This window comes from Bacillus arachidis (genome assembly GCF_030285945.1).
Taxonomy (GTDB): domain Bacteria; phylum Bacillota; class Bacilli; order Bacillales; family Bacillaceae_G; genus Bacillus_A; species Bacillus_A arachidis.
Window position 1 is genome coordinate 2,524,722 of record NZ_CP127376.1, and the last position, 14,581, is coordinate 2,539,302.

General features: G+C 34.6%; 14 protein-coding genes. 5 read left to right on the forward strand and 9 right to left on the reverse strand.

What is annotated here, in order from left to right:
* Positions 1–56 precede the first annotated feature (56 nt).
* From QRY57_RS14545 to QRY57_RS14565, 5 genes are all read right to left on the reverse strand, one after another.
* Positions 57–842 (reverse strand): class I SAM-dependent methyltransferase, encoded by a 786-nt coding sequence (locus QRY57_RS14545; protein WP_286015362.1) that lies wholly within the window; start codon positions 840–842, stop codon positions 57–59.
* 238 nt (positions 843–1,080) lie between these two features.
* Entirely contained in the window at positions 1,081–1,689 is a 609-nt protein-coding gene (locus QRY57_RS14550) for a DUF1266 domain-containing protein (protein WP_432804089.1), read from the reverse strand.
* Positions 1,690–1,764: 75 nt separating this feature from the next.
* A complete protein-coding gene (locus tag QRY57_RS14555) occupies positions 1,765–3,045 on the reverse strand; it encodes a J domain-containing protein (protein ID WP_286015364.1) in 1,281 nt (426 codons plus the stop codon).
* On the reverse strand, positions 3,045–4,745 hold the full coding sequence (locus QRY57_RS14560; protein WP_286015365.1) for a molecular chaperone HscC: 1,701 nt from the start codon (positions 4,743–4,745) through the stop codon (positions 3,045–3,047). The genes QRY57_RS14555 and QRY57_RS14560 overlap by 1 nt, the downstream gene beginning before the upstream one ends.
* Before the next feature lie 239 nt (positions 4,746–4,984).
* On the reverse strand, positions 4,985–5,569 hold the full coding sequence (locus tag QRY57_RS14565; RefSeq protein ID WP_286015366.1) for a hypothetical protein: 585 nt from the start codon (positions 5,567–5,569) through the stop codon (positions 4,985–4,987).
* 229 nt (positions 5,570–5,798) lie between these two features.
* Here QRY57_RS14565 and QRY57_RS14570 point away from each other — a divergent pair, with 229 nt between their 5' ends.
* Positions 5,799–7,001, forward strand: a complete 1,203-nt coding sequence (locus tag QRY57_RS14570) for an MFS transporter (protein WP_286015367.1) — start codon at positions 5,799–5,801, stop codon at positions 6,999–7,001.
* Between the two features lie 31 nt (positions 7,002–7,032).
* Here the strand turns inward: QRY57_RS14570 and pduL are convergent, their stop codons facing one another.
* On the reverse strand, positions 7,033–7,602 hold the full coding sequence (gene pduL, locus QRY57_RS14575; protein ID WP_208017591.1) for a phosphate propanoyltransferase: 570 nt from the start codon (positions 7,600–7,602) through the stop codon (positions 7,033–7,035).
* 183 nt (positions 7,603–7,785) lie between these two features.
* On the opposite strand from pduL, the gene QRY57_RS14580 reads away from it, so the two are divergent.
* The 4 genes from QRY57_RS14580 (at position 7,786) to QRY57_RS14595 (ending at position 11,009) form a co-directional block, all read left to right on the forward strand.
* Positions 7,786–8,985, forward strand: a complete 1,200-nt coding sequence (locus QRY57_RS14580) for an LL-diaminopimelate aminotransferase (protein WP_286015368.1) — start codon at positions 7,786–7,788, stop codon at positions 8,983–8,985.
* 72 nt (positions 8,986–9,057) lie between these two features.
* Complete coding sequence (locus QRY57_RS14585; protein ID WP_286015369.1) at positions 9,058–9,465, forward strand: 3-hydroxyacyl-ACP dehydratase FabZ family protein; 408 nt, start codon at positions 9,058–9,060, stop codon at positions 9,463–9,465.
* A 52-nt stretch (positions 9,466–9,517) separates the two neighbouring features.
* Entirely contained in the window at positions 9,518–10,339 is an 822-nt protein-coding gene (coaW, locus tag QRY57_RS14590) for a type II pantothenate kinase (RefSeq protein ID WP_286015370.1), read from the forward strand.
* A gap of 172 nt (positions 10,340–10,511) precedes the next feature.
* Complete coding sequence (locus QRY57_RS14595) at positions 10,512–11,009, forward strand: cytochrome c biogenesis protein CcdC (protein ID WP_286015371.1); 498 nt, start codon at positions 10,512–10,514, stop codon at positions 11,007–11,009.
* A 39-nt stretch (positions 11,010–11,048) separates the two neighbouring features.
* Here QRY57_RS14595 and pssA read toward each other — a convergent pair whose 3' ends face one another.
* The 3 genes from pssA to helD all read right to left on the reverse strand — a co-directional run bounded on the left by pssA (position 11,049) and on the right by helD (position 14,517).
* Complete coding sequence (gene pssA, locus QRY57_RS14600) at positions 11,049–11,540, reverse strand: CDP-diacylglycerol--serine O-phosphatidyltransferase (protein WP_090689808.1); 492 nt, start codon at positions 11,538–11,540, stop codon at positions 11,049–11,051.
* A 69-nt stretch (positions 11,541–11,609) separates the two neighbouring features.
* The gene (locus QRY57_RS14605) at positions 11,610–11,810 is read right to left on the reverse strand and encodes a hypothetical protein (RefSeq protein WP_286015372.1); all 201 of its coding nucleotides are present in this window, start codon (positions 11,808–11,810) and stop codon (positions 11,610–11,612) included.
* 346 nt (positions 11,811–12,156) lie between these two features.
* A complete protein-coding gene (helD, locus tag QRY57_RS14610; RefSeq protein WP_286015373.1) occupies positions 12,157–14,517 on the reverse strand; it encodes an RNA polymerase recycling motor HelD in 2,361 nt (786 codons plus the stop codon).
* Between the last annotated feature and the right edge of the window lie 64 nt (positions 14,518–14,581).

Genomic DNA, 14,581 nt, shown 5'->3' on the forward strand with positions numbered 1-14,581 from the left:
AATCTTGTTTTTCTCTATATTTAAGTATAACGTATCTGGAAAAGGCTGCAAGATAATTATCTTTTTAAAGTTGAGCTTTTTTGACATACAAAGAGCGCCATCTCAGTATAAAACGATTCTACTTTATTATTTTCAAAACAAATTTTGAAAAACTCCTTCATTTCATTTGAAGTTTTCATCATACAATCTGTTAACTTTGAGCGCGTTTGCTGTGGCACATCCATCATGTCGCACCACCAATCAAAATTAAATTGTTTCTCAAATGTAATACATGATCGCATTTGCAAACCGTTTTTTTCTAATAATGAAATCCATTCTGTTTTTGTCAAAGCCCGCTCGTGACTCGGATCACGTTTCTTCTCAATAAAATTATAAAATGTATCATACTCTGGATTTTCTGGAGACACATTATCAATTAAAACGAAAAAACCCATTTCTTCTAAAACTCGATGTACTTCCTGAATGAACTGAGATGGATTTTGGAAATGATGTGCTGCAATACGACATACTACTGTATCAAATGACGCATTAGAGAATGGTAAATTCTCAGCATTTCCAGCTACAAATGAAACGTTATCATGTCCATTAGAATGAATAAATTCTTTTGCTTTTTCCAACATTTGTTCCGTTAAATCAAGAGCAACTACACTTTTGAATAATGGTGCTAATGTATTTGCTACATGTCCACCTCCTGTAGCAATATCAAGAAGACGAGCATTTTTATGATCTTGAACTTGCTGCATTAAGTATTGCAAATCTGACCCTTTTGTATGAATTTGACTTTTGACATACTTTTCAGCGTTACTACCAAATTGAGTCTTTATAAGTTCTTCATTATTCATTCTGGATCAACTTCTTTCAACATATATTTACATATTCTTTTTCAGCAAGAATATATAAATGTCCTCTTTTCATCGTAGTATAGAAGTTTATTTGTACCTTCTCTATTTAACTTCGCCAAAATTCCCTCTATATTTTTATCACGCTAAGCATACACTCTTTACGCAACGAAACACCGTTTGAATAATAAAAAAATCCTGAGAAATAACGATTCTCAGAATTTTTACTTTAAAAATATTCTTAATTCAAATCTGTAAGCAGTTCGTTTTCCCATGCAATTGTATTCACGTATGAGTCCTTACTTCTAAACATTCTAAGCGTATAATTAAGATTGTACTTGTCCTGATTTATAAATTCTATGTCCAATTTATTAAAATGACTACCGATATGAAAAGCAAGAAAATACTCGTTCCAATCCGAATAGGAGTTTTGGGCAAGTTTTGCTGCTTGCACCATGTAATGATTCGCTTCCTTTTTGGATAAATAACCCAATCTCCTACCAATCCGGCTCAAACAAATACACCATGCATAATCAAATGCAGCAATCCCAGAATCCGGTAACATATGTAACCCATGATTAGCGACATAAAGTTTTTCATAGTCGGGTTGATCTTTAGGTAACTGTTTCCTCCTCGCTTCTGAAAGAGGGCTTAATTGATTGCGCATAGAATTAAATTCGTAACGCGACCCCTCTTCTAAAAACCACTCAATTCTCTCTTTTAACGCTGCTGGTTCTTGACAACCACATTTTCTCAGCGCTTTTTTTAAATGCTTTTTACCAAGTATACGGTCTCTTATGAAAGTAAATTCATATTCAGTATAATAATTCATAAGAAAATGAGTATCCAAACATACTGTGGACAAGCAGCGAAAATATTGATCAATCTGCTTTCTTTTCCCTAGAACTAGCACCCTGTCTCCTCCTTATGCTTTAATTTTCAGTCTGTAAAATTTCCATAATTCCCAAACAATTGGAAGGAGAAAGAAATATTGAAGCGGCAACCGGGTTACCATTGTAATAATGAATAATACAACATAAATCCAAGTACGTCTTAAAAACATGAAAGTATAATACAAAATATAACTCATTATATGTTTCTTTGTTAACTTCTGCTTCTCTTCTTTTCTTCCATTTCTAACAAACAATTCATTGATATATGAAGCAAATTCCACGCGGTTCAAATCGATTTCTCGCGCCTCTTTCGCCTTATCTTCGGCTTTTTCTAACTCCCCTATCTTAACTAAACATTTCGTCATCATTAACATAGCGTCCATATGCTCCGGTTGAATCGAAAGCAGATGTTCACAATCCTTAATGGCAGTGTCAAATTGGCTACGGTTATAATTTATACGAGCGCGATACAATAAAGCATCTGGATCATCCGCATCAATTAACAATACGTCGCTAAATGATTGCAGTGCCCGTTCCTGATTTTCTGTACGTAAATAATAAACACCTTGCATACGTAACAACTCGGGATCCTTTTGATACATTGAATATGCACGAGTTAACAATTCATTTACGGCTTCTAGTTCATTCGCTATAAGTTTCCTTTGTACTTCTTCTCGTAAATAAAAATACGTTTCGAAATCGAAATGATTGTCCTTCTCGAAAACGTCATAACGCATCCCCTTTAATCCGCTAATTCTCTCTAATAAAAACTGCACATTTTCTTCACCATATTCACTTTCCAAATCCTCTTTTTGCTCACTAAAACGAAAAACATCGTCGAGCAACACCCAAATTGAATGCGGAAAATAATAATGATATAAGAAGAACTCTATTAATTGATCTTGAAGTGCTGCTGCATATTGAACATCCCATATCACATCAGAACGCAATAATTCTTCCCAGTTTTCCGATTCCATTCGTGCAAAGAAATCATCATAAAGTGCCTCAATTCTTTCCATAAATGAATAGACTGGATGCTCTGCAATAACGGTAGTAGCAATTTCAGCGTTGCTGTCAATCCATGGAGAGATTATAAGCTCTCTATCATGTCCATCCGTTTCTTCTAGTTGAACAAGTGGCTTGTCTTTCATTTGCTTCGCACTTTTAATCGCTTGATCGTATGCCTCTCTCAACCGTTGATACCCTTCTGGATCATCTTCTGGATGATGTATTTTTAGACGTTTTGCATAAGCTTTTTTTATAGCTGAAATATCATCGGTAGGTTCAATCTCTAACGTACTCCAAATACTCATTAACGATTGATCCACCTTTCTATACTCTCGATATGTTCTTTTAGAATACTAGCGGCTTCTTTAATCTTTTTATCATTTTGTGTCATAAGTACACTTTCAAATTGTTGTAGCAATATAGCAATTTTTTTCCGTTCATCACCAAGAAATTCTTCATAAAGTCGTTCACCTTTTGCTAGAAGCAATCGATTTTCTTCTCGATCTCGTGGATGAATTTTAATGTCTCTCAATTCTAAAAGTCTAGACTCAATTTCTTCATCTGTAAGATTCCCAGCATTTTGTTGAATAACGACTCTTTTCTTCTCTCCAGTTGTTGTACTTATTACTTCAACTTCAAGAATACCGTTAATATCGTATGTATATCGGACATCAATAGACTCTTTCCCTGCAGGAGCTGGGGGTACTTTAATTTTGAGTTCCCCAAGTTTTAAATTGTTTACTACCATACGGTTTTCTCCCTGATACACATCTACAAGTATATATTGTTGCTTATCCATAATAGTATAAAGTCTTTCCACTCTACTTACAGGAATCGGTGTATTCCGCTCAATTATTGGGAGGAAATACCCAGACTCTTTCTTTCCATCACCTAATTCTTGAACAACACTTGTTCCTAAGGAATATGGACAAACATCGGTTAAGATAACTTCTTCTAACGCCTTATTTCGTTCTTTTAGAGCAACTTGAATTGCAGCACCTAAGGCAACCGTTTCATCGGGATTTATATTCGCATACGGCATACGTCCAAACATTTTAGAAATAACAGATTTGATAAGCGGCATTCTCGTCGCCCCACCAATTAAAATAACAGCATCTAAATCCTTCGGGTCCAGTGAGGCATCACGCAGTGCACGTTCTATAGGATAACGAAGTCGTAAAAGAAGTGGTGTTACGATTTTTTCAAATTCGCCTCTGTTAATACGAGTTTCGTATGTCTTATTATTTATCATAACCTTCATATTTGCAGCATGTTCATCACATAAAGTAAGCTTACAACGTTCTGCCTGTGTATAAATTAATGATAACGTTTTCGAATCAAGAGAATCGGAATCAAGTTGATGTGACTCAAGAAAAAAATTCATTAAACTTCTTGTGAAATCTTCGCCTCCAAGATAATTATCACCAGCGATTGATTTCACATCCATTATTCCTTCAAACAATTCCAAAATGGAGACATCGAAAGTACCCCCACCCAAATCAAATACAAGAAATTTTGTTTCTGACTCTTCTTGATATAATCCATATGCAATTGCAGCTGCTGTTGGTTCACTAATAAGGCGCTCAACCTTTAATCCGGCAATTTCTGCAGCTCGCTTTGTAGCTTTACGCTGTGCATCATTAAAATATGCAGGTACACTAATCACAGCACCCGTAACAACTTCATTTAAATAATCCTCTGCATCTTGTTTCAAGGATTTAATAACAAAAGATGAGAGTTCTTCAGAAGAAAAAGTATATGTACCTAGTTCATATTTTTTCTCTGTTCCTATGAAACGTTTAAAAGTTGATGCTGTCAGTTGTGGATGAGTAATTAATCGTTCTTTTGCAATACGCCCTACTAAAATTTCACCACTCTCATCAACACTGACTACCGATGGTGTAAGAAATTCGCCAAGAACATTCGGAATAAGGATCGCACCATCCTCCGACCAAGAGGCTACTAAACTATTCGTTGTTCCTAAATCAATTCCAATTGTTGCCATACTAATCCCCTCTCTTTTTTACTATATTTTACTATATCATTAGAATTAGGAAAAGTATGTAAAAACAAGGGAATTCAAAGGGATAAAACATTATATTAGCTTAGTTAAACACAATCTTGTTACGTGTAACTACTCCTCCATATACGAATGTTGAACGCATATTCGTGTTATCGAAAGTCAGCCTAATAAACTACAGTTTCGTCTTTCTAAACGTAAAGAACCAAGTAAGTCCTCTCTATTCAATGAACTAAACACTCTATTTCCTTCCGATCTTCTTGTTTTATATATTTATATACATTTAAACCATATGCTTGTACGACGAAGGAAAGTGACAATACAAATAGTTCTTTTAACACATTCTCTTCGTACTCATCGACCCAATCCTTTGTTTCTACGCAAAAATTAAAAATCAACGTATAGAAACTTCCGCATTCAATTTCTGTTTTACCTACACCCATTTCTCTTAATAACTCTTTACATAATAACGAATGTCTATCAATAAAACGCGGAAAGTAATAAGCATAAATCATTTCACGGCACTTCTCCCTAATTATTTCCTCAAATTTAATATAGTATATTCTACTTTCAAAATTGAGCGATCCTCTTGTTTTCCCACTATACTCCCGTAAAAAATCTTCAATTGTATCATATGTATAGCCTTCGTGTGTTTGATTCATATGTACTAGAATACCACTAGAGTTCACCATATATTTTGGGACTGATATGTAATAATATGCAATCCAAAAACAAAGCTTTGCTATTATCTCCTCTTTCTGCTCCTGCAAAAACTCGTCGAACAATTTTTTGAAAAATTGTTGAATCATAAGTATCCCTCCCTCATACATTTTAAATTTATTCCAATGTATTTTCTAATATGTAAATTTGATTTTTTAGCTTTATAAATTCAATTTTTCATCCCAAACAAAAAGATTGAATTTCCGTTATCAAACACGTAATATAGACTCTGATTCAAAAAAGAACGATTGAAATATATGAATAAAAGGAGGGTTTATATACAATTTTTCCCATTTTATAAGACTGAGAGGTTTTGTTATGTGGCGTAATAAAAACGTCTGGATTGTTCTAAGCGGTGAGTTTGTTGCAGGACTCGGTTTATGGCTCGGTATTCTTGGTAATCTAGAGTTCATGCAAAAACATATACCATCCGATTTTATGAAATCAATGATTATGTTTATTGGACTATTAGCAGGTGTTCTTGTTGGACCAATGGCTGGCCGAATGATTGATCAATATGAAAAGAAAAAAATCCTTCTATATGCAGGGTTTGGTCGCGTTATAAGCGTTGTTTTTATGTTTTTTGCTATTCAATATGAAAGTATTGCTTTTATGATTGCCTTTATGATTGCCATTCAAATTTCAGCTGCGTTTTATTTTCCTGCATTACAATCAGTTATTCCACTTATCGTTCGTGAACATGAGCTATTACAGATGAATGGTGTTCATATGAATATCGGGACAATTGCTCGTATCGTTGGTACATCCTTAGGTGGCGTTTTGCTTGTTATGATGAGTTTGCAATATATATACGCTTTTTCAATGATTGCATATGCACTATTATTTTTATCAACATTTCTATTACAATTTGAAGATCAAAAAAACAATACCCCAAATAAAAAAACAGAAAAAGACAACAGTTTTATGGAAGTATTCCGTATTTTAAAAGGAATTCCAATCGCATTTTGTGCACTTATTTTAAGCGTCATTCCCCTTTTATTCATTGGCGGTTTTAACTTGATGGTAATTAATATTAGTGAGATGCAACATGATACAACAATAAAAGGATTTATTTATACGATTGAAGGGATCGCATTTATGTTAGGAGCCTTCGTTATTAAACGTCTGTCCGAGTATTTCCCACCAGAAAAATTGCTATACTTCTTTGCGTTCTGTACTGCTTTTGCACATCTTTCACTGTTCTTTAGTGATGTAAAATGGATGGCACTTGTATCATTCGGGCTATTCGGATTTAGTGTCGGTTGCTTCTTTCCTATCATGTCGACAGTTTTTCAAACGAAAGTTGAAAAAAGCTATCACGGACGTCTTTTCTCATTCCGTAATATGTTTGAAAGGGTCATGTTCCAAATTGTCTTACTTGGAACGGGATTTTTCTTAGATACAATTGGATTGCAGTATATGGTGCTTATTTTCGGTGTCATTTCATTATTCATTATCCTTATGTCGTTATCAAAACAAAAGCAAACAACTAAAAATACTTCCAAAGTATCAAACATGTAAAATCCATCTCAACATTGAGATGGATTTTTTCTTATTGTAAGAGTTGTCCAAAGTCTCCGGTTGTTACACTCCCACTATTTGCTTCATCTGTATCGATATGCATATCTAATGCGTAAGTATCTTTTACACGAATTAGTACTTGATTAAAAACCAATCCTCTGTTTCCTTCTACTTTAACACTTACATATTGTCCATCTTTCACTTGAAAGGTATCAGCATCTTGAGGTGTCATATGTATATGACGCTCAGCGATGATTACGCCTTTTTCAATTTCTAAAGAGCCCTTTGGACCAATAAGAGTAATTCCTGGCGTTCCATCAATATTACCTGACGCTCGAATCGGAGCATCTACTCCTAACTTACGTGCATCTGTTTTTGAAATTTCAACCTGTGTAAACTTTCGGATAGGACCAAGAATACGGACTTTTGAGATTTCTGCCTTTTCAGTCTTAATCGTTACTGTTTCTTTTGCTGCAAATTCTCCTGGTTGTGAGAGTTCTTTTGCAACCACTAGCTCATATCCTTCCCCAAAAAGTTTTTCTAAATCTTCGTTTGTCAGATGGATATGCCGATTTGATACGCCGATTGGAATTTGTTTCACCTGAAACACCTCTTCATTATATAGTAGCATTCATACTCTTTAGTCTTTCCTTCTTTTTCTTTTTACACAACTACATTTTGAATTCTGGCTCAAAAGTGTTAAAATATAATTATGTGTTTTCAGAATAATAAAAGAATATAAAAAGTAGATCATTGAAAACACAGTTTTTTAGGAGGGGTTTTGATGACTTATACGTTAGCAACTAGAATGAAAGCATTCCAATCTTCTATATTTAGTGAACTAGCAGCTTATAAAAAAGAAAAAATTGCAGCAGGTCACAAAATGATTGATTTAAGTATCGGCAATCCAGATATGCCTCCTGCTGATATTGTAAGAGAAGCTATGGTACATACAGCAAGTGGAAAAGAAAATTACGGTTATACTTTATCAGGTATTCAAGAATTTCACGAATCAGTAACTGAATATTACGATAACAATCACCATGTTAAATTAGATCCAAACAATGAAGTTTTATTATTGATGGGTTCCCAAGATGGGCTCGTTCACTTGCCGATGGTTTTTGCAAATCCAGGTGATCTTATTTTAGTACCTGATCCTGGATATACAGCATATGAAACGGGTATTCAAATGGCAGGTGCAAAACCTTACTTCATGCCTTTAAAAAAGGAAAATGACTTTTTACCTAATTTACAAGACATTCCTGAGGAAATTGCTAAACAAGCAAAAATGATGATATTGAACTTCCCTGGAAATCCAGTTCCAGCAATGGCACATGAAGATTTCTTCAAAGAAGTTATTACCTTCGCGAAACAACACAAAATTATTGTGGTACATGATTTTGCCTATGCAGAATTTTATTACGATGGAAAGAAACCAATCAGTTTCTTATCTGTTCCTGGTGCCAAAGAAGTTGGTGTTGAAATTAATTCCTTATCCAAAAGCTATAGCTTAGCTGGTAGTCGCATTGGTTATATGATTGGAAATAAAGAAATTGTAGGTGCACTAGCGCAATTTAAATCAAATACAGACTACGGTGTGTTCTTGCCAATTCAAAAGGCAGCATCAGTTGCCTTACGTCACGGTGCCGACTTCTGCGCCAAAAATCGTATCATCTATCAAGAACGCAGAGATACTTTAGTCGATGGTTTTGCTTCTTTCGGATGGCATGTTGATAAACCCATTGGTAGTATGTTCGTATGGGCGGAAATACCAAAAGGCTGGACTTCATTAGAATTTGCTTATGCATTGATGGATCGTGCGCATGTTGTTGTAACTCCTGGTCATGCTTTCGGACCACATGGTGAAGGTTTTGTGCGTATCGCACTTGTCCAAGATAAAGAAGTGTTACAACAAGTTGTTGAAAATATTAAAAAGAGTGGTATTTTTTCTCTTGAAAAAGCAGATGTATTAGTCAAAAATTAATTACAAATCCCCTGCTTGCTTTTAGCAGGGATTATTATTTTCCCATTTAAAGATTAAAGAACGGAGACCTTTATGAATATCAAGAATATTAACGATATACTCCCTCATCGCTACCCATTTTTAATGATTGATAGAATCACAGACATTGAAGATGGAAAATCCGTTAAAGGATATAAGTTGATAACAAATAATGAATGGTTTATAACCGAGTCGCAAAATAACATGCCTCACATGCTAATTGTCGAAGCACTTGCACAGCTTGGAGCGTTCGTAGGAACAGACAATTCTACTGGATTAGGGTTTCTCTCTTCATTAGACGGTGTAACATTTAATGGAACCGCTACACCTGGTGACAAACTAGATTTGCAATATGAAGTTCTGCGAAACAAACGAGGATTTATTCTTGGAAAAGGAATTGCTTCTGTAAACGGTAAACCAATTGTTACAGTTGAAAAATTATTAGTTTACATTTCTTCATAAAGAGTCAATGATAGATGTTCATTATTATTACACAATGATAAGGGGTGCAAAAATGAAGAGCGCCGTCGGTATTGATGCTGGAGGAACACTAACAAAAATCGCTTATTTTGATAATGACAATGAATTGCATTTCGAAAAATTTTACTCACATGAACAAAACAAAATTAAAGATTGGTTCAATAAAAATAAATATATAAATAGATTGTCTCTGACTGGTGGTAAAGCTGAACAGTTACAAACAATATTTTCAGAAAAATACAATATAGAGTATGTTGCAGAATTCGATGCCACACTTGCTGGTGTTCATTATCTCATTGACCAAGAAAAGCATTCCATAAAAAACTTTATTTTAACGAATATCGGCACCGGTACGTCCATTCATTATGTCTATAACAACAAATATATTCGCACTGGTGGAACAGGGATTGGCGGAGGAACTATCATGGGGCTATCAAAACTATTAACAGATATAGATTGTTTTGAAGAAGTCATTCAACATACAAAACTAGGATCTAGGCGGAATCTCGATATTACAGTTGGAGATATTTATAACGGCATTCTTTCCCCTATTGATAGTAATTTAACAGCCAGCAATTTTGGAAAAGCTGCTAGCAGTGAAGTGGATTATAACAAATCTGATTTACTTGCAACTCTTCAAGGTCTTGTCGGTGAAGTAGTTACTGCATTAAGCCTTCAATTTGCAGAAGCGAAAGATGTAGCTCATATCATTTATATTGGATCTACCCTTTCAAACAATAAAAAACTACAAGAGATTATAAGTAATTATACCGTGTATCAAAATAAAAAACCTATCTTCTTGCAAGATCACGGTTTTTGCGGGGCTATTGGGGCCTTATTGCGTACAACAAAATAAATTTATTATTAACTTAGGAAGAGCTAGCGATCGACTTCACGGCCTAATTTCGACATTAATGTAACCTACATAATAAAAAGGGCCCTGAATAAATACCATGTCATCCATTAATATTGTGGATGACATGGTATTTCCCATATAATTGAAATACATTATGTAAGGGGGTGAAATTATGGATACTTCTGCGTTTTACTCTATTGTGATCATAATTGCTGCGTTGGTCTTATGGCGTAGAACTAGAGCAATGTATCGTCCTATTAAAGGAAACGGAATCCGCATTCTCTTACCCATACTATTTTTATTATTACCCTGCGTTCCCATCATCTTAAATCCAAAAGCACATGCCTCAGGTTGGGAATTGATTTGTGCAGTTATCTTTGGGTTCCTTTTGTCAATTCCACTTATTTGGACCACTAACTATGAAATTCGATCCGATCAGCATATTTATGCTGTAAGAAACAAGAGCTTTATTATTACCTTTCTCATCGTACTTATTATCCGGTTTTTACTTCGTGATTATTTAAAATGGCTAGGTCCAGAAACAAAAGCATCACTATTTATGACTGTAGCACTGGGATATATCTTACCTTGGAGAATTATCTCTTTCATCAAATTTCGTCAATTATACAAAAGTCGAATCCAAACGAACGACAATATTGACTTACGGTAACACTGAATATGTGCCCCTTCAGTACTTCTGAAAGGGCTTTTAAAGTTTTTTAAACCTAATTGGACTTACCATTAAGAGAGCGAGGATTAAAGTAATCCATGCATTGCTATATAAAAACAACCCCATTCCAGCTAATGGCAATCCAGCGGCTGGGATAGGTAATCCCTTAAAATATCCAATGGTTGGTTTAACGCTAAATTTAGCTAATCTTAAGGCACCCATCGTTGGGAAAAGGATAAATGCCAAAGAAGTTAAAATAGATGGTGCCGCTATCGAATGAAATAGAAGTGCAGGAGCAACTCCGAAACTAACAATGTCAGCTAAGGAATCCAATTCTACGCCGAATTCACTGTTCACTTTCAATTTTCTTGCAATCCTTCCATCAAGAAGGTCTAAAACAGCAGAAAAGAAAATAAAAATAGAGGCTGCTTCTAAAAGGCCACTCATATTCAAGGTAATTGAAAAAACACCACACAATAAATTTCCGATCGTAAATAAATTGGGTATAGCTTTTACTATGTGATTGAACAAGGTTGTCCCCCCTAAGTTGATCAAACTTCCCATATATGTAGCATTTTCTATATATTCTTCTGTTATTCTTTAAAATACATGACTACTGTACGCTAAGTAAATTTCGACAAGAGAAAAGTATCCAAGAAGGTTACAAACTTGAGGTTTATAAATTAAATACTGCATAATAAGCAGTATTTCTAAAGTGCGCTTAATCCCGACAACAGAGAGAATAAAATGATTATCGTTTGTAGGTGAGATTAGCGTAACTACTTCGCATGCCAATTTCACTCATACATCTTCTTCGTTAATAAAAGGCTTTGAGTGAGATTCTTGTAGTGGTTCTTCTTGTGTGGGAACGTTTTGTTTAATATGGATATTTTCATAAATACCCCCGATATAAAAGCCTTTATTTTCGTAATATTATATACTATCTAAAGTAAAACGAGTGTTGTAGTAAAACTATTTTTGATGTGATAGTACATAAGGTCATATAGAGTTCTTCTAAATTGAACTATCCCCACCTACCGTTACGCGCTTGAGGTAGAGGTCTTCTCGCTAAATATGACAAAAAGTACACCACTCTCTAATAAGTGATGTACTAACAATTATATAATGTTACAGAGTAGCCTGTTTTTTATTGAACCTTTTCATTTTCTAACATATACGTATCTGTGGATACCGACTGCAAGAACGTATTCATTTCCCCTACAGAATAAATATATAACTCATGCATTGCACGTGTACAAGCAGTATAAAATAATTTCCGTTCACTTTCTCGGCTATATTTTTTCTTTGATGCATCATAGATGATAACCGCATCAAACTCTACCCCTTTCGATAAATACGATGGGATAATCAAAATACCTGTATCAAACGAACTCGTTTCTTTCTTAATGAGACGAACTTGTAATGATGTTTGAAGTGCAAGATAAGCTTCTTTACTTTCCTCAGCTGTTTTACAAATAACCGCAATTGTCTTATGACCTCTTTGCTTCAACTGCTCGATTTGATCCACAATCTTTTTATGATGCGCTTTTCCTTCTTTCACTTCCGTTATACTTGGTTGTTTACCGTCACGCTGAAACGGTTCAATTTCATGCCCATCTGTAATTAACTGCCTTGTAAATTCAATGATTTGTTTTGTAGAGCGATAACTACGCGTAAGTACGATTCTTTCACTCAGCTCTTCTCCATACAACGTACTTAACTGTGAAAATTCATTCTCTGATGCATGTTCATAAATGGTCTGATTAAAATCACCTAGTATTGTCATTTTTGTATGAGGGAATATTCGTTTTAAGAATGCATATTGAAATGCAGAATAATCCTGCGCTTCATCAATAAATATGTGCTGCACAGATGTATTTCTTTGCAACTCTTCCAGTTGATCTTTTAAATATAAATAAGGTGTTGCATCTTCATATGACATATAAAAATCTTGTATTTTTTCTATTGTTTCTTTACATATTTCATTCCATCTTTGCGGTAATTTACTTTCCTCTACAAGTTGCTTAGCAAACTGCGGATCTTTAAATATTTGTATATAAATTGCTGGTGTATGAATAAATTGTAATTTTTTCACACGTCTTCGGAGTGGTTTAAAATGTTCTTTCACAACGATAGCCGCCAACATATTTTGTTCTCGTTCAAATTCATCAAACGCATCCTGGGAATATTCTTGCCTTTGCTGTAATTTCTGATGAACTTTTGCATACGTTTCCTTATCTAATAACTGTACTTCTTCTTCCACCCAAAGTTTTTTTCTCTCTATTTTTTCTTGTTCTTTCAGCTCTTTTAGTAGCCATTCAGAAATTAATTTTATTCGATTTGGAATCCGTATCGAAGAATCAAATTCATAAAATCGTTCTTTTATTTGTTCTTCGGAGATTAATACTTCTCCTCTAAATTTAATATCTTTAAATAACATACCTTCTCGTTTTAAGTAAGATACATACCGATCTACTACTTCAATAAAATCAGAACTTGCTTTATATCTAATTCCTTCTAATCGTGTTTCATAACTCTTTTCTTCCATTCTTGTCAATGCATATTCCATTTGTGTAAATGGATCTTCCAATTCAAACTTCTTATCAATATGACGCTCTAAGTATTCTTGGAATGTCGTTTGTTTCATATTGTCCTCACCAAGTTCCGGTAGCACTGTGGAAACATAACTATTAAACATCGAGTTGGGAGAAAAAAGAACGATTTGATCAGCGTGTAGAGAATCCCGATATCGATATAATAAATACGCGACACGCTGAAGCGCTGCCGATGTTTTACCGCTTCCCGCAGCTCCTTGCACAACAAGCAAACGACTTTTTTCATTCCGGATAATTTGGTTTTGTTCCTTTTGAATTGTTGAAACAATGCTTTTCATTTGTGTATTAGCGTTATTCCCTAATACTTCTTGCAGTAATTTATCACCAATCGTAACACCTGTATCAAACATACTTACAATTTGGCCATTTCGAATAACATATTGTCTTTTTAATGTCATTTCACCCGAAATCACATCATTAGGTGCTTCGTATTTTGCTCTTCCTACAGAATAGTCATAATACAAACTTGATATAGGGGCTCGCCAATCGTATACAAGAAATTGTTCTGTATTTTCATCGTAGAATGAGTGAATACCAAGATAAATAGCATCTTCACTTTTTTCACCATCTTCTAAGAAATCTATCCTTCCAAAGTATGGGGACTGTTGTAATCTTTGTAGTCCTTTTAGTTTTTGATAAGCATGGCGATGACTTTGCTCTCGTTCGGATAATAACTCTGCTTGTTGTTTAATACTCGCTGCCGTTTCAATAGCCTCTTCTGTATTATCAACATTCACTGTTACATCGTCCCAAAAATGTTTTCGAATCTGGACAACATCTTTCATTGCTGCACTCGTATATCGCTCTAATGTATCAATATGATTTTTTATCTTTCCAACTACTTCTTTCACACGATGTTGTTCCTGTTTCCATTCTTGATTTGTTTTTTCCATATCGCCACTCCTTATCAACTAATCGTTCTGAAGCTCATTGTTTGATGCTATAACAAATTCAATA